Raw genomic sequence first — 20,018 nt, 5'->3', positions numbered from 1 at the left:
GCCGATCAGGCCTTCAGGCTCATCTCCACCAGCCTGACCCAGTAACTGGCCCCGATCGGCAGCAACTGGTCGTTGAAGTCGTAGCTGCCGTTGTGCAGCTGGCAAGGTCCGAGCCCGTGTCCGCCGCCGCGGTGCTCGCCGTCGCCGTTGCCGATGAAGACGTAGCAGCCCGGCTTGGCCTGCAGCATGAAGGCGAAGTCCTCGGCGCCCATGGTCGGTTCGACATGGGTGTCGACCCGGTCGGCGCCCACCACCGCGCGCATCGCCTCGATGGCCAGCGCGGTCTGTTGCGGATGGTTGACCAGCGGCGGGTAGTTGCGCTTGAACGTGAAGTCGACGCCGGCGTTGAACGCCGCGGTGATGCCCTCGGCGATCTCGCGCATGCGCGTCTCGACCAGGTCCAGCACCTTGGTGGAAAAAGTGCGCACGGTGCCGATCATGACGGCCTCGTCGGGAATGATGTTGGTGGCGCTGCCGGCGTGGATCTGGGTGATCGACAGCACGGCCGTGTCGAGCGGGTTCTTTTCGCGCGAGACGATGGTCTGCCACGCTTGCGCGACCTGCACGGCCGTCGTCACCGGATCGACGGCGCGGTGCGGCTGGGCCGCGTGGCCGCCCTTGCCCTTGATGACGACGCGGAACTCGTTACTGGATGCCATCATCGGCCCCTCGACCACGCCGAACGTGCCGGTGGCCACGCCCGGCCAGTTGTGCATGCCGTACACGGCTTCCATCGGGAACTGCTCGAACAGCCCGTCCTCGATCATGCGGCGGGCGCCGGCGCCGCCTTCCTCGGCGGGCTGGAAGATCAGGTAGACGGTGCCGTCGAAGTTGCGGTTCTGCGACAGATAGTGGGCTGCGCCCAACAGCATCGCCGTGTGGCCGTCGTGCCCGCACGCATGCATCTTGCCTGCATGCCGCGACGCATGCTCAAATGTGTTCAGCTCCTGCAAGGGCAGCGCATCCATGTCGGCGCGCAGGCCGATCGCGCGGCTGGAGGTGCCGTTCTTGACGATGCCGACGACCCCGGTCACGCCCAGGCCGCGCACCACCGGGATGCCCCATTCGGTCAGGCGCGCGGCGACGAGGTCGGCGGTGCGCTGCTCTTCGTAGCAGAGTTCGGGATGGGCGTGGATGTCGCGCCGGATCGTTTCGAGTTCGGACTGGAAAGCGAGGATGGGTTCGACGAGTCGCATTCGGTTTCTCCCTGTAGGTCTCTTGTAAGCCCGGCACTGCCTGTCCGGCAATGCCCTGTTTCGGTTCATTGTAGCCCGACCTTTGCGACAAAGGCCAGCCTGACGGCTGGCGCCGGAATCGGATAAAGTATTGGATTCTCGACGTTTTTTCCTGGATTGATCCGATGACCAAGACCCTCGTCAGGGCCGCCTGCCCGCATGACTGTCCCGATACCTGCGCCATCCTCGTGACGGTGGAAGACGGCGTGGCGACCGAGGTCAAGGGCGATCCGGACCATCCGACCACGGCCGGCGTGCTGTGCACCAAGGTGTCGCGCTACATCGACCGCACCTACCATCCGGACCGCCTGCTCACGCCGCTGCGCCGCGTCGGCAGGAAGGGAGAAGGCAAGTTCGTGCCGATCAGCTGGGACGACGCGCTGGACGAGATCGCCGCGCGCCTGAAGCCGATCGCCGCGCGCGACCCGCAGGCGATCTTGCCGTACAGTTATTGCGGCACCATGGGCCTGGTGCAGGGCGAGGCGATGGCGATGCGCTTCTTCAACAGGCTGGGCGCGTCCTTCCTCGACCGCACCGTCTGCGCGACGGCCGGCTTCACCGGCTACAAGTACACGATCGGCGGTTCGATCGGCACCGATACCGAACAGTTCCAGGATGCCAGGCTGATCCTGGTCTGGGGCGGCAATCCGATCGCCTCGAACCTGCACCTGTGGACGCGCCTGCAGGAAGCCAAGCGCCGCGGCGCGACACTGATCGCGATCGACCCGTACCGCTCGCTGACGGCCGAGAAATGCCACCAGCACATCGCCCTGATGCCCGGCACCGATGCCGCGCTGGCGCTGGGCATGATGCACGTCCTCGTCAAGGAACAATTGCTCGACCACGATTACATCGAACGGCACACCATCGGCTTCGCCCAGCTGAAGGACCGCGTGGCCGAATGGACGCCCGAGCGCACCGCCGCGACCTGCGGCATCACGGTCGAGGAAGTCGTCGGGCTGGCGCGCACTTACGGCCGCACGGCGCAGCAGGGCGAGCCGGTGGCGATCCGCGTCAACTACGGCGTGCAGCGCGTGCGCGGCGGCGGCATGGCGGTGCGCAACATCGCCTGCCTGCCGGCGCTGGTGGGCGCCTGGCGCCACGCGGCCGGCGGCATCCAGCTGTCGACCTCCGGCTCCTTCCCGGCCGACAAGGTGGCGCTGCAGCGTCCCGACCTGCTGCGCGGGAAACTGCCGCGCACCATCAACATGAACACCATCGGCGACGACCTGCAGCGCGAGGCATCGCCGGACTTCGGCCCGAAGATCGAGGCGGTGATCGTCTACAACGCCAACCCGCTGGCGATCGCGCCGGATTCCGTCCAGGTGCAGCGCGGCTTCGAGCGCGAGGACCTGTTCACCGTCGTGCTGGAGCATTTCCTGACCGATACCGCCGACTACGCCGACATCGTGCTGCCGGCCACCACGCAGCTGGAACACGTGGACGCCCACCTGTCCTATGGCCATTTGTACATGATGGCGAACAATGCGGCGATCGCGCCGCTGGGCGCGTCCAAGCCGAACACCGAGATCTTCCGCCTGCTGGCGCAGCGCATGGGCTTCGACGACCCGGCATTCCGGGAAACCGACGAGGAACTGGCCGCGAAGGCCTTCAACAACAAGGACGTGCGCGCGATCCACTTCGACTGGGAGTCGCTCAAGCGCACCGGCTGGCAAAAGCTGAACATGCCGGCGGCGCCGTTCGCCGAGGGCGGCTTCCCGACCCCGTCCGGCAAGTGCGAGTTCTATTCGAGCACGATGCTGGCCGACGGCCTGGACCCGCTGCCGGCGTACATCCCGAACTACGAGTCGGCCGCATCCAGCCCGGCGTTGGCCGCAAGGTATCCGCTGGCGATGATTTCTCCGCCGGCAAGGAACTTCCTCAACTCGACCTTTGTCAATGTCCAGAGCCTGCGTGCAACGGAAGGCGAGCCGCACCTGGACATCCATCCCGAGGACGCCGCCGCGCGCGGCATCGCCGACAAGGAGATGGTCCGCATCTTCAACGACCGGGGCGCGTTCGTCGCGCGCGCCCGGGTCACCGCCAGGGCGCGGGCCGGCCTCGTGGTCGGCCTGTCGATCTGGTGGAAGAAGCTCGCCAGCGACGGCAAGAACGCCAACGAAGTAACCAGCCAGCGCCTGACCGACATGGGACGGGCGCCCACCTTCTACGACACGCTGGTGCAGGTCGAGAAAGTGGTGGCTTGACCCATGCGCACCATGAACCCGAGACATGACACTGTTATCCAGAATCGCGCCCCGGCTGCGCCCCGTGCTGCTCGCCGGCACGGCGGCGGGGCTGCTGGCCAGCTGCTCCACGCTGAACTACTACACCCAGGCGGCCCAGGGCCAGCTTGAACTCCTGTCGGACTCCCGTCCGATCGACGACTGGATCGCCGACCCCGGCACCAGTACCCGACTGCGCCATCGCCTCGAGACGGCGCGCCAGATCCGCCGCTATGCCGTTACCGAAATGGCATTACCGGATAACAACAGCTACACGACCTACGCCTCCCTGAAACGCCAGTACGTGCTGTGGAACGTCGTCGCCACGCCCGAGCTGTCGATGCGGCCGCTGCAGTGGTGCTTCCCCGTGGCCGGCTGCGTCAACTACCGCGGCTACTACAGCAAGGCGGCGGCCGACGCCTACGCGAAGGAACTGCAGGACGACGGCAACGACGTCGAGGTCGGCGGCGTGGCCGCGTACTCGACGCTTGGCTGGTTCAACGATCCGCTGATCTCCACCTTCATCAACTACCCGGACGGCGAACTGGCGCGCATGATCTTCCACGAACTGGCGCACCAGGTCGTGTACGTGGCCGGCGATTCGCAGTTCAACGAATCCTTCGCCTCCACCGTCGAGGAAGTCGGCGTCGAGCACTGGCTCGAACGCTTCGGCAACCAGTCGATGCGCGACGCCTACGCGCGCTACCGCAGCCGCAAGAAGGACTTCCTGCACCTGCTGGTCAAGTACCGCAAGGCGCTGGAAAAGAACTATGCGCTGGTCGACCGCAGCGACGCCGAAAAGCGCGCCGTCAAGGCGCGCCTGTTCCTGGAACTGAAGGACGAGTACCAGGTCCTCAAGGGCAACTGGGGCGGCTATGCCGGCTACGACCGCTTCTTCGACCAGCCGCTGTCGAACGCGCACCTGGCGTCGATCGCGACGTACGAGGAATTCGTGCCGGCGTTCCGCGCGCTGCTGCAGCGCGAAGGCAGCTTCCCGCGCTTCTACCAGGCCGTGCGGCGCCTGGCCGACATGGAGCGCAGCGACCGCCACCGCGTCCTGAAAACGATGCTGCCCCCCACGCAGGCCGCGCCCCTGATGGTGCAGCGCAGCGAAACGGCACCGTGACCGTGCCGCGCTAGAGTTCGCGTTCGAATCCGCCAAAAGTGCTTGCGTCCAGGCGCGGTGCCCGATAGCATCATGCCTGGTAAACTAAGCACGACCGTGCGTTTTTTTTCGGTCGGGCCGCCGGTAGGGTATAAATACTCAGGAAAACAATAAACCTGGAGACGAGGCACCCGATGGACAAGATTTGGCTGAAGGCTTACCCGCCCGGCGTGCCGGCGGAAATCGATCCCGACCAGTATGGCTCGCTCGTGCAGATGCTGGACGAGTCGTTCCAGAAGTACGCCGCCAACAATGCGTTCGTGTGCATGGACAAGTTCCTCACCTATGGGGAACTGGACAGCATGTCGAAGCGCCTGGCGGCCTGGCTGCAGAGCCGCGGCATGCAGCCGGGGGCGCGCGTGGCGGTCATGATGCCGAACGTGCTGCAGTACCCGGTGGCGCTGGCCGCCATCCTGCGCGCCGGCTACACGGTGGTGAACGTGAATCCGCTGTACACGCCGCGCGAGCTGGAACACCAGCTCAAGGACTCGGGCAGCGAAGCCATCATCGTGCTCGAGAACTTCGCGCACACGGTCCAGCAGGTGCTGCCGCGCACGCCGGTGCGCCACGTGGTCGTGGCCAGCATGGGCGAGCTGCTGGGCGGCGCCAAGGGGATGATCGTCAACCTGGTCGTGCGCCACGTGAAGAAGCTGGTGCCGGACTTCGCGATCCCGCAGATGGTGCGCTTCAAGGAGGCGCTGGCGCAGGGCGCGCGCATGCCGTTCACGGCGGCGCGGGCCAGGCCGTCGGACCCCGCCTTCCTGCAGTACACGGGCGGCACCACGGGCGTGTCGAAGGGCGCCGTGCTGACGCACCGGAACGTGATCGCCAACGTGCTGCAATCGGAGGCCTGGTCGCTGCCGGTGATGAGCCGCCCGCCCGTGGTCGACTTCCCGACCATCGTGTGCGCGCTGCCGCTGTACCACATCTTCGCGCTGACCGCGTGCGCGCTGTGGGGCATGCGCGTGGGGGCCCTGAACATCCTGATCCCGAACCCGCGCGACATCCCGGGCTTCGTCAAGGAGCTGGCCAAGTACAAGGTCAACATGCTGCCGGCGGTGAACACGCTGTACAACGCGCTGGTCAACCATCCGGACTTCCGCCACCTCGATTTTTCCGGGCTGAAGGTATCGAACGGCGGCGGCATGGCGGTGCAGCGCGCCGTCGACGACAAGTGGCATGCCATCACCGGCACCCACATCATCGAGGGCTACGGCCTGTCGGAGACGTCGCCGGTGGCCACGTGCAACCGCTGCGACGTGGACGGCTTCACCGGCTCGATCGGCCTGCCGGTGCCGTCGACGGACGTGGCGATCATGGACGACGACGGCCGCCTGCTCCCGCCCGGCAGCATCGGCGAGATCGCGATCCGCGGCCCGCAGGTGATGGCGGGCTACTGGAACCGGCCGGACGAGACGGCCAAGGTGATGACGGCGGACGGCTGGTTCAAGTCGGGCGACGTCGGCACGATGGACGAGAACGGGTACGTGAAGATCGTCGACCGCAAGAAGGACATGATCCTGGTGTCGGGCTTCAACGTCTACCCGAACGAACTGGAAGCGGTGATCGCGGCCCATCCCGGCGTGCTGGAATGCGCCGTGATCGGCGTGCCGGACGCGCATTCCGGCGAGGCGGTCAAGGTGTTCGTGGTGCGCAAGGATCCGGACCTCACGGCCGAGCAGCTGATGGACTACTGCAAGCGTGAGTTCACCGGCTACAAGAAACCGAAATACATCGAGTTCCGCACCGAGCTGCCGAAGACGAACGTCGGCAAGATCCTGCGCCGCGCGCTGCGCGAGGAAAAGCAGGCGGCATAAGGCGGAATGTGAGACCGTCGTCCCCGCGCAGGCGGGGGACCCGATTTGCACGCGTCATCGCGACGCATGCAGCACTTGGGTCCCCGCCTGCGCGGGGACGACGTTTGACTATCAAGACAACGAGGCAATGACATGGACAAATTCTGGCTGAAGTCGTACGAGGAGGGCGTACCCGCGGAGATCGACTGGACCCAATACCGCTCGCTCACCCACCTGCTGGAAGAAGCCTTCCGCAAGTACGCCGACCGCAAGGCCTATGCCTGCATGGGCAAGTCCATGACCTTCGCCGAACTGGATCGGATGTCAGCGCAGATGGCGGCCTGGCTGCAGCAGCGCGGCCTGCAGCCGGGCGCGCGCGTGGCGATCATGCTGCCCAACGTGCTGCAGTACCCGGTGGCGATGGCCGCCGTGCTGCGCGCCGGCTACACCATCGTCAACGTCAACCCGCTGTACACCCCGCGCGAGCTGCAGCACCAGCTGGTCGACTCGGGCGCCGAGGCCATCGTCGTGCTGGAGAACTTCGCGCACACCGTCGCCGACGTCGTCGCCAATACGAAGGTCAAGCACGTGGTCGTGGCCACGATGGGCGACCTGCTGGGCGGCGTCAAGGGCGCCATCGTCAACTTCGTCGTGCGCACCGTGAAGAAGCTGGTGCCGGCCTGGTCGCTGCCGCAGGCCGTGCCGTTCAAGCGCATGCTGGCCGAGGGCGCGCGCCTGTCCCTCAAGCCCGTCGCGGTGGGCCACGAGGACGTCGCCTTCCTGCAGTACACGGGCGGCACCACCGGCGTGTCGAAGGGCGCGGTGCTGCTGCACAAGCACGTGATCGCCAACGTGCTGCAGAACGAAGCCTGGTTCGGCCCCACGCTGGCGAAGCTGCCGGCCGGCGAGCAGGCGCAGTTCGTGTGCGCGCTGCCGCTGTACCACATCTATGCGCTGACCGTGTGCGCGCTGCTGGGCCTGCGCGTGGGCGGCATGAACCTCCTGATCCCGAACCCGCGCGACATCCAGGGCTTCATCAAGGAACTCGGCGGCTACCGCATCAACATCTTCCCGGCCGTGAACACGCTGTACAACGGCCTCTTGAACCAGCCGGACTTCGCCAGGCTCGACTTCTCGGGCCTGCTGGTCTGCCCGGGCGGCGGCATGGCCGTGCAGAAGGCCGTGGCCGACAAGTGGCTGGCCGTGACGGGCATCCCGATCGTCGAGGGCTACGGCCTGTCCGAGACCTCGCCGGTGGTCACCGCGAACCGCTGCGACATCACCGACTTCACCGGCACCATCGGCCTGCCGCTGCCGTCGACCGAGATCCGCATCCTGGACGAGGCGAGCCGGGAAGTCCCGTTCGGCACGCCCGGCGAGATCGCCGTGCGCGGTCCGCAGGTGATGGCCGGCTACTGGCAGCGTCCGGACGAGACGGCCAAGGTCATGACGGCGGACGGCTTCTTCAAGACCGGCGACATCGGCGTGATGAACCCGGACGGCTACGTCAAGATCGTCGACCGCAAGAAGGACATGATCCTGGTGTCCGGCTTCAACGTCTACCCGAACGAGGTCGAGGAGGTGGTCGCGGCGCATCCGGGCGTGCTGGAAGTGGCGTGCGTGGGCGTGCCGGACCAGCACTCGGGCGAGGCCGTCAAGCTGTACATCGTCCGCAAGGACAAGGCGCTCACCAAGGACGACGTGCTGGCCTACTGCAAGGAGCAGCTGACCGGCTACAAGCGCCCGAAGTACGTCGAGTTCCGCGACAGCCTGCCGAAGACCAATGTCGGCAAGATCCTGCGGCGCGAGCTGCGCGACGAGAAGCAGCCGGCCTGACGCCCGCGCCGAATCGTCGGACCACCGTCGCCCCGGCGCAGGCCGGGGCCCAATTTTCCATGCGCCGTCGAAACGCGTGAAATCGAGCCCCTGCCTTCGCAGGGGCGACGTTCATGAACCGCCGGAACGACGTGCGTATGGCGTCAGCCGGCAGTCCGCTCCACTCCCGCGCGTCCATCCCTCACGCTGAACCCGGCCAGCACCCGCTGCCCGCTATCCTCCCGCCGCACGTCGTCCAGTCCCAGGAACCAGGTGCGCACTTCCTGCGGCCGCACTTCCAGCAGCATCCAGCCGCGCCGGTCGCTGCGTCCGTACCGGATGTGCGGGTTCATCGCCACGTAGTCGTCGGTGCGCTGCTGCGGGCGCGAGCTGGACGTGACGGAGGTGCCGACGAACTCGGTCGCCACCAGCGGATTGGCGCGCGACACCGGCCGGCCGAAGTCGCGCCGCAGTTCCGCCGCATAGAAGGTGTGCACGTCGCCGCCCAGCACCAGCGGATTGGCGGCGCGCGTCTCGACCAGCGTATCGAGCAGGCGCCGGCGCGCGGCCGGGTAGCCGTCCCAGCCGTCGGTCCAGAAGCGGCCGCCGTCCGGCGTCGCGGCCGGCACCTGCGTCGATGGCGCCATCAGCGTCTGCTGGGCCAGCACGTTCCAGCGCGCCGGCGATGAGCGCAATCCCGCTTCCAGCCAGGCTTCCTGTTCCCTCCCCAGCATCGAGCGGCGCGCATCCAGCAGGGCCGGGCAGGCGCGCGGCGTCACCGACGCCGAACCGCCGGCGTTCGGGCGCGGGCAGGCCTGCGCCGCGCGGTACTGGCGGTCGTCCAGCACGTGCAGGCGCGCCAGGCGCCCCCAGTCATAGCGCTGGAACATGCGCACGCTGGCGAAGCTGCGCGGCGGCGGCAGGCGCAGCGGCATGTGTTCGTAGAAGGCCTGGTAGGCGGCCGCGCGGCGCTGCGCGAAGGTGGCGGCCAGGCGCTCGTCGCGCAGCCCGGCATAGTCGTTGGCCACCTCGTGGTCGTCCCAGGTGACGATCCAGGGCGCCGCCAGGTGCGCGGCCTGCAGCTGCGGGTCGGACTTGTACTGGGCGTAGCGGCGGCGGTAGTCGTCCAGCGTGAACGATTCGTCCTGGCGCACCGCGCGCTGCGGATGGCGCAACTGGTACGGCCCCCACTCGTAGATGTAGTCGCCGAGGAAGGCGACCAGGTCGGGACTGGCGGCGGCGATGTGGCGGTGCGCCGCGTAGGCGCCGAATTCCCAGTGCTGGCAAGACGCCACCGCCAGCTTCAGCACGTCCGGCATGCTGCCCGCGGCGGGCGCCGTGCGGGTGCGTCCGGCCGGGCTGACGGCATCGCCCAGCATGAAGCGGTACCAGTACCAGCGTGCCGGCTGCAGGCCGACCACGTTCACGCGCACGCTGTGCGCCAGTTCCGGCGTGGCGACGGCGCCGCCGCGCGCGACGATCGTGCGGAAGCCCTCGTCGGCGGCGACTTCCCAGCGCAGCGGCACGGCCAGGCGCGGGGCCGAGGCGGGATCGAGCGGATCGGGCAGGATGCGCGTCCACAGGATGACGGAGTCCGGCAGCGGCGATCCCGATGCCACGCCGAGCGAGAAGGGGTAGCCGGCGCGGTTGGCGGGCGCCGCCGCCAGCACCCGCGCCGGCGTGGCGGCCGTGGCCGCCGCCGCGAGGCGCGCCGCGTCCAGCAGGAACAGGCGGCGCGCCGTCACCGCCTTACTCGGCCATCAGGGATTCGAGCGGCGGCAGCTGGCGCGGCTTGCGGTCCGGGCCGGTGGCGACGTAGGTGAGGGTGGCCTCCGTCACCTTGACCACGTCGGTCTGCAGGCGGTTGCGCTCGGCGTACACCTCGACGGCGACGGTGATCGAGGTGTTGCCGACCTTGACGACGTCGGCATAGAAGGACAGCAGGTCGCCCACGAACACGGGATTCTTGAACAGGAAGGAATTGACGGCGACGGTGGCGACGCGGCCGTTGGCGCGGCGCACGGCGGGCAGCGAACCGGCGATGTCGACCTGGGCCATGATCCATCCGCCGAACACGTCGCCATAGACGTTGATGTCGGCCGCGCCCGGCATCATCCGCAGCACCGGCATTTTTCCTTCGGGCAGGCGGACGGGGGAGGGGGCGCGGTTTTCTGGCTGGGTCATCTTGAAATCTCGGTAAAAGCTACAATCAATCTTCGATTGAACCATAAAACCCGAACCGCTGTCATGCGACGCTCATCCTTGCCCCCACCGCCCGACCCCAACGCCCAGCGCAACGACTGGTCCACCATCCGCACCCTGCTGCCCTACCTGTGGGTCTACAAATGGCGCGTGCTCGCCGCGCTGGCCTGCCTGGTCGGCGCCAAGATGGCGAACATCGGCGTGCCGCTGGTGCTCAAGAAGATCGTCGACCAGCTGTCGATCGACCCGCACCATCCGCACGCCCTGCTGGTGCTGCCGCTGGGCGCCCTGCTCGCCTACGGCGCGCTGCGCTTCGCCTCCACGCTGTTCACGGAGCTGCGCGAATTCCTGTTCGCGCGCGTGACCCAGCGCGCCGTGCGCACCATCGCGCTGCGGGTGTTCCGCCACCTGCACGCGCTGTCGCTGCGCTTTCACCTGAACCGCCAGACCGGCGGCATGACGCGCGACATCGAGCGCGGCACGCGCGGCGTCAGCTCGCTGGTGTCGTACTCGCTGTTCTCGATCCTGCCGACGCTGGTCGAGATCGCGCTGGTGCTGGGCTACCTGGCGCTGCACTACGACATCTGGTTCACCATCATCACCGGCGTGGCGCTGCTGACCTACATCGTGTTCACCGTCACCGTCACCGAATGGCGCACGCATTTCCGGCGCACGATGAACGAGCTCGATTCGAAGGCGAACACGAAGGCCATCGATTCGCTGATCAACTACGAGACGGTAAAGTACTTCGGCAACGAGGACTACGAGGCCAAGCGCTACGACGAGGGCCTGCAGCACTACGAGCGCGCGGCCGTGCGCTCGCAGACCTCGCTGTCGCTGCTGAACAGCGGCCAGTCCTTGATCATCGCGAGCGCCGTCACCGCGATCCTGTGGCGCGCCACCCAGGGCGTGATCGACGGCACGATGTCGCTGGGCGACCTGGTGCTGGTGAACTCCTTCATGATCCAGCTGTACATCCCGCTGAACTTCCTGGGCGTGATCTACCGCGAGATCAAGCAGAGCCTGGCCGACATGGAGCGGCTGTTCGGCCTGCTCGAGCAACACCGCGAAGTGGCCGATGCGCCGGACGCGCAGCCGCTCGCGACCCGCGGCGCGCGCGTCGAGTTCGCGCACGTCGAGTTCAGCTACGACCCCAAGCGCCAGATCCTGTTCGACGTCGACTTCGCGATCCCCGCCGGGACCACGACCGCCGTGGTGGGCCACAGCGGCTCGGGCAAGTCGACCCTGTCGCGCCTGCTGTTCCGCTTCTACGACGTGCAGGCCGGCGCGATCCGCATCGACGGCCAGGACATCCGCCAGGTGACCCAGGATTCGCTGCGCCACGCGATCGGCATCGTGCCCCAGGACACGGTGCTGTTCAACGACACCATCGAATACAACATCGCCTACGGCCGCCCGGGCGCGCGCCGCGAGGACATCGTGGCGGCGGCGCGCGCGGCCTCGATCCACGACTTCATCGAAAGCCTGCCCGACGGCTATGCGACAATGGTGGGCGAGCGCGGCCTGAAGCTGTCCGGCGGCGAGAAGCAGCGCGTGGCGATCGCGCGCACGCTGCTGAAGAACCCCGCCATCCTGATCTTCGACGAGGCGACGTCGGCCCTCGATTCGAAGTCGGAGCAGGCAATCCAGGCGCAGCTGAAGGAAATCGCACGGGACCGCACCACGCTCGTGATCGCGCACCGCCTGTCGACCATCGCCGATGCCGGCCAGATCCTGGTCCTCGACCACGGCCGCATCGTCGAGCGCGGCACGCATGCGCAGCTGATCGCGGCGGACGGGCTGTACCGGCAGATGTGGGACCGGCAGCAGGCAAAACAGGACGAAGATCTCGATCCTGCGCCGGAAGCAATCGGACAAGACTAGGAAACCAAGAGAATATGGACAAGCAGATCGTCGAGATCGACATGGCCGACGTCGGCCATGGCAATCCGGCCTGGATCGCCGCGCTGGAAGCGGGCAAGGTGCTGTACTTCCCCGACTTCGGCAGCTACGGCAAGGCCGGTTTCGCGCCGCAGAAGGAAGAGCTGGCGCTGTTCCGCGAAGACATCCGCGACCCGAAGATACGCAACATCAGCCTGTCGGCGGACGGCGACCTGAAGGGCGTCGTCGGCGACGATGCCACGAAGGCGCTGGCGGCCGGCATGATCGGCAGGTTCCGCGCCGAGGCCGAGGCGCTGGTCGGCAACCTGGTGCCGCGCTACGGCGAGCACCTGCGCCGCGGCGCCACGAGCTTTCGCCCGTCGGTGGTGCAGAACCGCGTGCAGTCCTGGCGCGCCGACGACCGCCGCATGCACGTCGACGCCTTCCCGTCGCGCCCGAACCGCGGCGAGCGCCTGCTGCGCATCTTCACCAACGTCAACCAGGAAGGCGCGCCGCGCGTGTGGCGCGTGGGCGAGCCGTTCGAGGACGTGGCGAAGCGCTTCCTGCCGCGCGTGAAGCCGTACGTGCGCTGGCAGGCCAGGGTCCTGGACGCGCTGGGCGTGACCAAGTCGCTGCGCAGCGAATACGACCACCTGATGCTGCAGCTGCACGACGCCATGAAGGCCGACCTGGACTACCAGAAGAACGCGCCGCAAGTGACCTTCGGCTTCCCGCCGGGCTGCGCCTGGGTATGCTTCTCGGACCAGGCCTCGCACGCGGTGATGTCGGGCCAGTACATGATGGAACACACGCTGCAGCTGTCGCCGATGCAGCAGTACGACAAGCAGGCCAGTCCGCTGGCGATCCTGACGCGGCTGCGGGGGCATGCGCTGGTGTGAAAAAAGGCCGGGATCTGCGCGGCCTTTCGTAGGGTGGACGGCTCTGCCGTCCACGCGTCCAGGCGGCGTCGATGCTGCCGATAATGTGGCATGCAGGCGTTCGTTGGACGCGTGGACGGGAAACCCGTCCACCCTACAGGGAACGCCGCGTCATCGCAGGGTGGACATGCCACCTCCATCAATACGTATAGAACATCCTCTGAATTTCCTTGGTGCTGCCGGTCCTGGTCAGCGCCAGCATCAGGAGGATGCGCGCCTTCTGCGGATTCAGGGTATCGGCCACCACGAAGTCCAGCTGGTCGTCGTTGGCCTCGCCGTTGCGCGCCACGATGCCCTGGCCGACGCGGCTGGCGCGCACGATGACCACGCCCTTCTCGCGCGCGCTGGATAACGCCGGGCGCACCTTGGCCGGCAGGCTGCCGTCGCCCACGCCGGCGTGGACCAGGCCCCTGGCGCCGGCGGCGACCAGCGCGTTCACCGCCGCCGGGCCGACGTTGGCGTAGGCATAGGCGATGTCGACCTGGGGCAGGGTGTCCAGCTTGCTGACGTCGAACTCGGTGTCGACCGTGTGCTTGCGCGTGGAGGCGCGGTAGAAGTGCGGCTTGTTGTCGACGATGTAGCCCAGCATGCCCAGCTCCGGCGACTTGAACGTGTCGGTGGTCGTGGTGTTGGTCTTGGTGACTTCGCGCGCGGCGTTGATCTGGTCGTTCATCACCACCAGCACGCCCTTGCCGACCGCGTCCTGGCTGCCGGCCGTCAGCACGGCGTTGTACAGGTTGATGGGGCCGTCGGCCGAGATCGCGGTCGACGGGCGCATCGCGCCGACCACCACCACCGGCTTCCTGCTCTTGACGACCAGGTTCAGGAAGTAGGCGGTTTCCTCGATCGTGTCGGTGCCATGGGTGATCACGATGCCGTCCACGTCCGGCCTGGCGAGCAGCGCGTTGACGCGCCTGGCCAGCACCAGCCAGTTGTCGTTGCCCATGTTTTCGCTGGCGATCTGGAAGACCTGCTCGCCGCTCACGTGGGCGACCTTCTGCAGTTCCGGCACGGCCTTGATCAGGGCGTCGACGCCGACGGTGGCGGCGGTGTAGCCGACCGTGGTGGTGGTGGTGGCGCCGCTGCCGGCGATGGTGCCGCCGGTGGCGAGGATGGTCACGTTGGGCAGCTTGCCCGCGGCGGTCTGGGCCTGGGCGGCGGCCATGGCGGCCACCAGCCCGAACAGGGCGAGCAGCGCGCGGGCGGATTTCAGGTACGACATGCAGTTCTCCAAAGTTGACGGCTGAAACAAAAAAGGCTTTCCGGCGAGGGAAAGCCTTGACGGGCGGGGCGCCGGTTCAGCGCAGCGGCGCCGTCGAGATATCCTTGTCGGGCGCCGTGGGGTCGGTCAGCTCGCCCTCCCACTTCGCCACCACGGCGGTGGCGATGCCGTTGCCGATCACGTTGGTGGCCGAGCGGCCCATGTCCAGGAAGTGGTCGATGCCCAGCAGCAGGAGCAGGCCGGCTTCCGGGATGTGGAACTGGTTCAGCGTGGCGGCGATGACGACCAGCGAGGCGCGCGGCACGCCGGCCATGCCCTTCGAGGTCAGCATCAGCACCAGCATCATGGTCAGCTGGGTCGACAGCGGCACCTCGATGCCGTAGGCCTGGGCGATGAAGATGGTGGCGAAGGTGCAGTACATCATCGAGCCGTCCAGGTTGAACGAGTACCCGATCGGCAGCACGAAGGCGGCCAGGCGGTTCTTCACGCCGAAGCGCTCCAGGCCTTCCAGGGTCTTCGGGAACGCCGCTTCCGACGAGGCGCAGGTGAAGGCCAGGATGGTCGGTTCGCGCAGTTCGGCGATCAGGCGCAGCAGGCGCGGGCCGACGAACAGGATGCCGATGCCGATCAGGATCAGCCACAGGAGCGCGATGCCGAGGTAGAACTCGCCCATGAACACGCCGTAGGTCACCAGCACGCCGACGCCGCTCTTGGCGATCACGCCGGCCACGGCCGCGAACACGGCGACCGGCGCGAAGTTCATCACGTAGCCGGTCACCTTCAGCATCACGTGGGCGGCGCCGTCGATGGCGTCGATCAGCGGGGTGGCGCGTGCGCCCACGGCGGCGGCGCCGGTGCCGAAGAAGATCGAGAAGATCACGATCTGCAGGATCTCGTTCTTGGCCATGCCGTCGGCGATCGAGGTCGGCACCAGGTGGGTGATGAAGTCCTTCAGCGTCAGGCCGGTGGTGGCGATGCCCGACGAGGCGGACGCCGACGGCAGGTTGCCGGCCAGCGCCATCGCGTCGCCCGGGCGGAACAGGTTCACCAGGACCAGGCCCAGCGTCAGCGACAGGATCGAGGCGATCACGAACCAGCCCAGCGCCTTGACGCCGATGCGGCCGACTTCCTTGGCGTCGCCCATCTTGGCGATGCCGACCACCAGCGTCGAGAACACCAGCGGGGCGATGATCATCTTGATCAGGCGGAGGAACAGCGTCGTGATCAAGGACATATTGTCGGCGAAGCCCGACGGGTCGGCCAGGCCGACGTTGGCGGCGTAGCCGACGGCGATGCCCAGCGCGAGGCCCACGAGGATGTACGTAGTCAGGCGGTTTCGTTTGTTCATTGGCTTCCTCTGTGATGACGGCGTGGCGGCCAGGAAGAGATCGTCCGTCCTGCGCCGGCGAGTCCTGGACTGGATTCGGGCTGAAACTCGGGCAAAATCGGTCGATCGTACGCGAGCGCCGTGATGCTGACAATATTGACAAGTCCCGCAGTATCCTTGCGGTTGCAAGTGCTGTCAAGCACGCCGGAACGGCCGTAAATAAGCGACAATACGGCGCGCCGGGCGCCGCTCCTACAAATGTTTACGGATGATGTACCGATGATCGAGATCGACAAAGTCAGCAAGTGGTACGGGGACTTCCAGGTGCTGCGCGATTGCAGCACCAGCGTGGCGCGCGGCGACGTCGTGGTCGTCTGCGGCCCGTCCGGGTCCGGCAAGTCGACCCTCATCAAGACCGTCAACGGCCTCGAGCCCTTCCAGCAGGGCAGCATCCGCGTCGACGGCACGTCGGTCGGCGACCCGGCGACGCGCCTGCCGGCCCTGCGCGCGCGGATCGGCATGGTGTTCCAGAATTTCGAGCTGTTCCCGCACCTGTCGGTGCGCGACAACCTGACCCTCGCGCAGGTCAAGGTGCTGGGACGCTCGCGCGAGGAAGCGACGGCCAACGGCCTGAAATACCTGGACCGGGTCGGCCTGCTGGCGCAGCAGGACAAGTTCCCGGCCCGGCTCTCCGGCGGCCAGCAGCAGCGCGTGGCGATCGCGCGCGCGCTGGCGATGGACCCGGTGGCGATGCTGTTCGACGAACCGACGTCCGCGCTCGACCCGGAGATGGTGGGCGAGGTGCTGGACGTGATGACCGGGCTGGCCCAGGAGGGCATGACGATGATGGTGGTGACGCACGAGATGGGCTTCGCGCGCCGCGTGGCCGACCGCGTCGTGTTCATGGACGACGGCGCCATCGTCGAGGACAGCCCGAAGGACGCGTTCTTCGATGCGCCGGCGTCGGCGCGGGCAAGGGAATTCCTTGCCAGGATCATTCGCTAGGGTCTATCTGACCGAAACAGAATCGTGAGCAGCAAGGCCGTCGCCCCGGCGCAGGCCGGGGTCCAATTGGCAGGCATCACGGCAGCGCTCGAAAATTGGGTCCCGGCCTGCGCCGGGACGACGGCTCTGCTGCCAACGATCCTATGTCAGCCCCTGGCTTATTCGCCAGCGCCGCCCGGCCGCCGCTGCGCATCCTCCCCCACGACGTATTCGTGGTCGGTGCTCAGCACCCACGAGTGGCGCAACTCGACCGCCTCGTCGCGGAAGGTCAGGGCGCGGCGCACGATGTGCAGCAGCGGCGTGCCTGCGGCGATGCCGAGCAGGGCGGCGATGCGGGCGTCGGCGCCGAGCGCGTCCAGCCGTTCCTCGGTGCGCAGCACGGCGATGTCGAAGCCGTCCTGGTAGAGCTGGTACAGGGTGGTGCGGCGTTCGCGCACCTGTTCCTCGGTCATGGCGCCGAAGAAGCGTTCCGGCAGCAGGATGTCGTCGACGATGACGGCGCGCCCGCCCAGGCTCAGGCGGTTCAGGATGCGCACGACCTTCGCGCCGCGGCCCAGGCCCAGGCGCCTGGCGCTGTCGGCGTCGGCCTTTTCGCGCGTCATTGCCACGAACTCGACCTGCGGGTATTCCTTCTGCCCGGTCTTGGGGCAGATGTGGAAGAAGCCGAACATGTAGCGGTCCTGGCTGTGCGAGGCGACGAAGGTGCCGCGGCCCTGGTGGCGGATCAGGATGTGCTCGGCGGTCATCTCGTCCACCGCCTTGCGCAGCGTGCCCACGCTGACGCCGAAGCGTTCGCACAGGCGCTTCTCGGCCGGGATCATCTCGCCCGGCTTCCATTCGCCGTCGCGCAGCGCTTCCATCAGCTTGTGCTTGACCTCGCGGTACAGGGGGAGGCCGAGGGCGACGTCGGAGCGGAAGACCTGGTGCATGATGGATGTGTGCGGGAAGTGGCGGGGCCGAGGTGGACATCATAGCAAATACGCGTCCCTTGCGGCTGATTCATCCAGATCATCCAGTTGAATTCTTCGGCGCGGCGGCGCCCGTGCGCGCCTGCGCGCACAGCGCCAGGAAGGCGTCGATGCCTTCGGTGCGGTGCTTGTCGCGGTGCAGCAGGATGTGCAGCGTGCGCGTCAGCGACAGGAACGGCGTCGGGAGCGCCACCAGGTTGCCGCGTTCGATGGCGCCGGCCAGCGCCGTCATCGACATGCAGGAGATCCCCAGGCCGCTCTCGACGGCGCGCTTGATCGCCTCGGTGCCGCCCAGTTCCATCGCCAGGCGGATCTCGCCGAGCTGGCTCGTGAGCAGCTGTTCGACGACCTCGCGCGTGCCCGAGCCGCGCTCGCGCAGGATCCAGTCGGCGCGGCGCAGGGCGTCGGCGTCGGCGCCGCCGGGCCGGGCCAGCGGATCGTCCGGGCGCGTGCAGATCGCCAGCTGGTCCTCGCTCCAGGGTATCGGCACGATGTCCTCGTGCAGGCAGGGGCCCTCGACGAAGCCGATGTCGATCTCGAAGTGCAGCAGGGCGTTGACGACGTGCTGGGTATTGCCGACGTCGAGCCGGAGGCGGCTGCCGGGGCGCTGCGCCCGGAACTGGCCGATCAGGCGCGGCAGCAGGTAGTTGCCGATGGTGGAACTGGCGCCCAGGCGCAGGTCCACGGCGCGGCCGTCGCCGCGGAACATCTGTTCCATCTCCTGCGCGCGCTCGATCATCTCGACCGCCTTCGGATACAGCGCGCGGCCGTCGCCGTTCAGCGCCAGGCGCTTGCCGATGCGGTCGAACAGCAGGATGCCCAGCTGGCGTTCGAAGTCGGCCAGGGCCATGCTGGCCGCCGACTGCGTCATGCCGATGGCGGCGGCGGCCTGCGTCACGCTGCCTTTCTGCGCCGTGGCGACGAACACTTCGACCTGCCGGAGAGTGGTGTGCAGCATCGCTTATCACTTATGCTGATTAATCATATCAATATAACTCGTTTTAATAATGGATTGGGCGCGCGTAGCCTGTGGACTGGACAACACAGGAGAACCCCATGGATCGCACACCCGCCCGTCCCACCCGATTCGCCGGCGGCCTGCTGCTTGCGGGCGCGATCGCCGCGCTGGCGGTATGGGGCGCCGGCCAGCCGGCCGTGCAGCGGCTGGGCGTGAGCGCGCTGACGCTGGCCATCCTGTTCGGCATCGCGCTGGGCAATACGGTGTTCCCGCGGCTGGCGCCGTTCAGCGCCGACGGCGTCGAATTCGCCAAGACCCGGCTGCTGCGCCTGGGGATCGTCCTGTACGGTTTTCGCATCACCTTCCAGGACATCGGCCAGATCGGCTGGGCCGGCGTGCTGATCGACGTGCTGGTGATCGGCGCCACGTTCATGCTCGCCGTGCAACTGGGCACCCGGGTGTTCGGCCTGGACCGCCAGACCGCGATGCTGATCGGCGCCGGCAGCTCGATCTGCGGCGCCGCCGCCGTGCTGGCCACCGAGCCGGTGGTGCGCGGCCAGGCGCACAAGGTGTCGGTGGCGGTGGCCACCGTGGTCATCTTCGGCACGCTGGGGATGTTCGTCTACCCGCTGCTGTATCCCTACCTGCGGCTGTCCGAGACCGCCTACGGCCTGTACGCCGGCTCGACGATCCACGAAGTCGCCCAGGTGGTGGTGGCCGGCCGCGCCGTCAGCGAGGCGGCGGCGTCGGCCGCCGTCATCGAGAAGATGCTGCGGGTGATGATGCTGGCGCCGTTCCTGGTCATCCTGGGCAGCCGCATCGCCGCGCAGGAGGCCGGCGCGCGGGGCGACGCCGAGGGCGCGGCGCAGGACGGCGCGCGGCGCGGCCGCATCGCGATTCCATGGTTCGCCGTGCTGTTCGTCGGCGCCAGCGGCCTGCATTCCCTGCACCTGCTGCCGGCCGCTGCGGTGGACGCGATCCTGCAGGTCGACACCGTGCTGCTGGCGATGGCGATGGCCGCCCTCGGCCTGCGCACCCATGCCGGCGCCGTGCGCCAGGCCGGCGCCCGGCCGATCCTGCTGGCCAGCGTGCTGTTCCTGTTCCTGATGAGCGGCGGCTACGTCATCAACCGTTTCGTGACCGCCGTCGTCTAAGACAAGGAGGTATTTCCACTTAGAAATGATATAGATGATCTGTTTGACAGTCGCAGAAACGCTGCGTTAGCATCAACCACGGCCCGCAGAGGCCCGACCCCACGAGGAGACCAGCATGATCCAGTTC

At 67.6% G+C, this 20,018-nt stretch carries 15 protein-coding genes; 8 read left to right on the top strand and 7 right to left on the bottom strand.

The features are described from left to right. Positions 1-5: 5 nt before the first annotated feature. Positions 6-1,196, bottom strand: a complete 1,191-nt coding sequence (locus QZ749_RS21670; protein ID WP_296951294.1) for a M20 aminoacylase family protein — start codon at positions 1,194-1,196, stop codon at positions 6-8. A gap of 164 nt (positions 1,197-1,360) precedes the next feature. Between QZ749_RS21670 and QZ749_RS21665 the strand changes: the two genes are divergently transcribed. The 4 genes from QZ749_RS21665 to QZ749_RS21650 all read left to right on the top strand — a co-directional run bounded on the left by QZ749_RS21665 (position 1,361) and on the right by QZ749_RS21650 (position 8,257). Next, positions 1,361-3,442, top strand: coding sequence for a molybdopterin-dependent oxidoreductase (locus tag QZ749_RS21665; RefSeq protein WP_296951291.1), 2,082 nt, complete (start codon positions 1,361-1,363; stop codon positions 3,440-3,442). 25 nt (positions 3,443-3,467) lie between these two features. Continuing rightward, a complete protein-coding gene (locus QZ749_RS21660; RefSeq protein ID WP_296951288.1) occupies positions 3,468-4,586 on the top strand; it encodes an aminopeptidase in 1,119 nt (372 codons plus the stop codon). A gap of 173 nt (positions 4,587-4,759) precedes the next feature. After that, the gene (locus tag QZ749_RS21655) at positions 4,760-6,442 is read left to right on the top strand and encodes a long-chain-fatty-acid--CoA ligase (RefSeq protein ID WP_296951285.1); all 1,683 of its coding nucleotides are present in this window, start codon (positions 4,760-4,762) and stop codon (positions 6,440-6,442) included. A 132-nt stretch (positions 6,443-6,574) separates the two neighbouring features. After that, positions 6,575-8,257 (top strand): long-chain-fatty-acid--CoA ligase, encoded by a 1,683-nt coding sequence (locus QZ749_RS21650; RefSeq protein ID WP_296951282.1) that lies wholly within the window; start codon positions 6,575-6,577, stop codon positions 8,255-8,257. A 143-nt stretch (positions 8,258-8,400) separates the two neighbouring features. Here QZ749_RS21650 and QZ749_RS21645 read toward each other — a convergent pair whose 3' ends face one another. Continuing rightward, on the bottom strand, positions 8,401-9,981 hold the full coding sequence (locus QZ749_RS21645) for an alkaline phosphatase (protein WP_296951280.1): 1,581 nt from the start codon (positions 9,979-9,981) through the stop codon (positions 8,401-8,403). A gap of 4 nt (positions 9,982-9,985) precedes the next feature. Beyond that, the gene (locus QZ749_RS21640; RefSeq protein WP_296951277.1) at positions 9,986-10,420 is read right to left on the bottom strand and encodes an acyl-CoA thioesterase; all 435 of its coding nucleotides are present in this window, start codon (positions 10,418-10,420) and stop codon (positions 9,986-9,988) included. 63 nt (positions 10,421-10,483) lie between these two features. Between QZ749_RS21640 and QZ749_RS21635 the strand changes: the two genes are divergently transcribed. Together QZ749_RS21635 and QZ749_RS21630 are read left to right on the top strand one after the other, a co-directional pair. Further along, entirely contained in the window at positions 10,484-12,322 is a 1,839-nt protein-coding gene (locus QZ749_RS21635) for an ABC transporter ATP-binding protein/permease (RefSeq protein ID WP_296951274.1), read from the top strand. A 14-nt stretch (positions 12,323-12,336) separates the two neighbouring features. Next, positions 12,337-13,218 (top strand): Kdo hydroxylase family protein, encoded by an 882-nt coding sequence (locus QZ749_RS21630; RefSeq protein WP_296951271.1) that lies wholly within the window; start codon positions 12,337-12,339, stop codon positions 13,216-13,218. A 178-nt stretch (positions 13,219-13,396) separates the two neighbouring features. On the opposite strand, the gene QZ749_RS21625 is transcribed toward QZ749_RS21630, so the two are convergent. Together QZ749_RS21625 and QZ749_RS21620 are read right to left on the bottom strand one after the other, a co-directional pair. Next, the gene (locus QZ749_RS21625; RefSeq protein WP_296951268.1) at positions 13,397-14,479 is read right to left on the bottom strand and encodes a type II asparaginase; all 1,083 of its coding nucleotides are present in this window, start codon (positions 14,477-14,479) and stop codon (positions 13,397-13,399) included. A gap of 76 nt (positions 14,480-14,555) precedes the next feature. Further along, on the bottom strand, positions 14,556-15,827 hold the full coding sequence (locus QZ749_RS21620; protein ID WP_296951265.1) for a dicarboxylate/amino acid:cation symporter: 1,272 nt from the start codon (positions 15,825-15,827) through the stop codon (positions 14,556-14,558). Positions 15,828-16,085: 258 nt separating this feature from the next. On the opposite strand from QZ749_RS21620, the gene QZ749_RS21615 reads away from it, so the two are divergent. Continuing rightward, a complete protein-coding gene (locus QZ749_RS21615) occupies positions 16,086-16,811 on the top strand; it encodes an amino acid ABC transporter ATP-binding protein (RefSeq protein ID WP_296951263.1) in 726 nt (241 codons plus the stop codon). A gap of 158 nt (positions 16,812-16,969) precedes the next feature. Here QZ749_RS21615 and QZ749_RS21610 read toward each other — a convergent pair whose 3' ends face one another. Then, the gene (locus QZ749_RS21610) at positions 16,970-17,740 is read right to left on the bottom strand and encodes a GntR family transcriptional regulator (RefSeq protein ID WP_296951259.1); all 771 of its coding nucleotides are present in this window, start codon (positions 17,738-17,740) and stop codon (positions 16,970-16,972) included. Positions 17,741-17,819: 79 nt separating this feature from the next. Next, complete coding sequence (locus QZ749_RS21605) at positions 17,820-18,737, bottom strand: LysR family transcriptional regulator (protein ID WP_296951256.1); 918 nt, start codon at positions 18,735-18,737, stop codon at positions 17,820-17,822. 98 nt (positions 18,738-18,835) lie between these two features. Between QZ749_RS21605 and QZ749_RS21600 the strand changes: the two genes are divergently transcribed. After that, positions 18,836-19,891: a YeiH family protein gene (locus tag QZ749_RS21600; protein ID WP_296951252.1), complete on the top strand. Its 1,056-nt coding sequence runs from the start codon at positions 18,836-18,838 to the stop codon at positions 19,889-19,891. The last annotated feature ends 127 nt before the right edge of the window (positions 19,892-20,018 follow it).

This window comes from uncultured Massilia sp., from assembly GCF_913773735.1.
In the GTDB taxonomy this organism is placed as follows: Bacteria; Pseudomonadota; Gammaproteobacteria; order Burkholderiales; family Burkholderiaceae_D; genus Telluria.
This window is presented reverse-complemented; position numbering and strand designations above follow the sequence as displayed.

What these genes read in the sequence shown, in the direction of transcription:
- QZ749_RS21670 (WP_296951294.1), bottom strand. Translation starts at nt 1,196, where the DNA reads ATGCGACTCGTCGAACCCATCCTCGCTTTCCAGTCCGAACTCGAAACG.
- QZ749_RS21665 (WP_296951291.1), top strand. Translation starts at nt 1,361, where the DNA reads ATGACCAAGACCCTCGTCAGGGCCGCCTGCCCGCATGACTGTCCCGAT.
- QZ749_RS21660 (WP_296951288.1), top strand. Translation starts at nt 3,468, where the DNA reads ATGACACTGTTATCCAGAATCGCGCCCCGGCTGCGCCCCGTGCTGCTC.
- QZ749_RS21655 (WP_296951285.1), top strand. Translation starts at nt 4,760, where the DNA reads ATGGACAAGATTTGGCTGAAGGCTTACCCGCCCGGCGTGCCGGCGGAA.
- QZ749_RS21650 (WP_296951282.1), top strand. Translation starts at nt 6,575, where the DNA reads ATGGACAAATTCTGGCTGAAGTCGTACGAGGAGGGCGTACCCGCGGAG.
- QZ749_RS21640 (WP_296951277.1), bottom strand. Translation starts at nt 10,420, where the DNA reads ATGACCCAGCCAGAAAACCGCGCCCCCTCCCCCGTCCGCCTGCCCGAA.
- QZ749_RS21635 (WP_296951274.1), top strand. Translation starts at nt 10,484, where the DNA reads ATGCGACGCTCATCCTTGCCCCCACCGCCCGACCCCAACGCCCAGCGC.
- QZ749_RS21630 (WP_296951271.1), top strand. Translation starts at nt 12,337, where the DNA reads ATGGACAAGCAGATCGTCGAGATCGACATGGCCGACGTCGGCCATGGC.
- QZ749_RS21625 (WP_296951268.1), bottom strand. Translation starts at nt 14,479, where the DNA reads ATGTCGTACCTGAAATCCGCCCGCGCGCTGCTCGCCCTGTTCGGGCTG.
- QZ749_RS21620 (WP_296951265.1), bottom strand. Translation starts at nt 15,827, where the DNA reads ATGAACAAACGAAACCGCCTGACTACGTACATCCTCGTGGGCCTCGCG.
- QZ749_RS21615 (WP_296951263.1), top strand. Translation starts at nt 16,086, where the DNA reads ATGATCGAGATCGACAAAGTCAGCAAGTGGTACGGGGACTTCCAGGTG.
- QZ749_RS21610 (WP_296951259.1), bottom strand. Translation starts at nt 17,740, where the DNA reads ATGCACCAGGTCTTCCGCTCCGACGTCGCCCTCGGCCTCCCCCTGTAC.
- QZ749_RS21605 (WP_296951256.1), bottom strand. Translation starts at nt 18,737, where the DNA reads ATGCTGCACACCACTCTCCGGCAGGTCGAAGTGTTCGTCGCCACGGCG.
- QZ749_RS21600 (WP_296951252.1), top strand. Translation starts at nt 18,836, where the DNA reads ATGGATCGCACACCCGCCCGTCCCACCCGATTCGCCGGCGGCCTGCTG.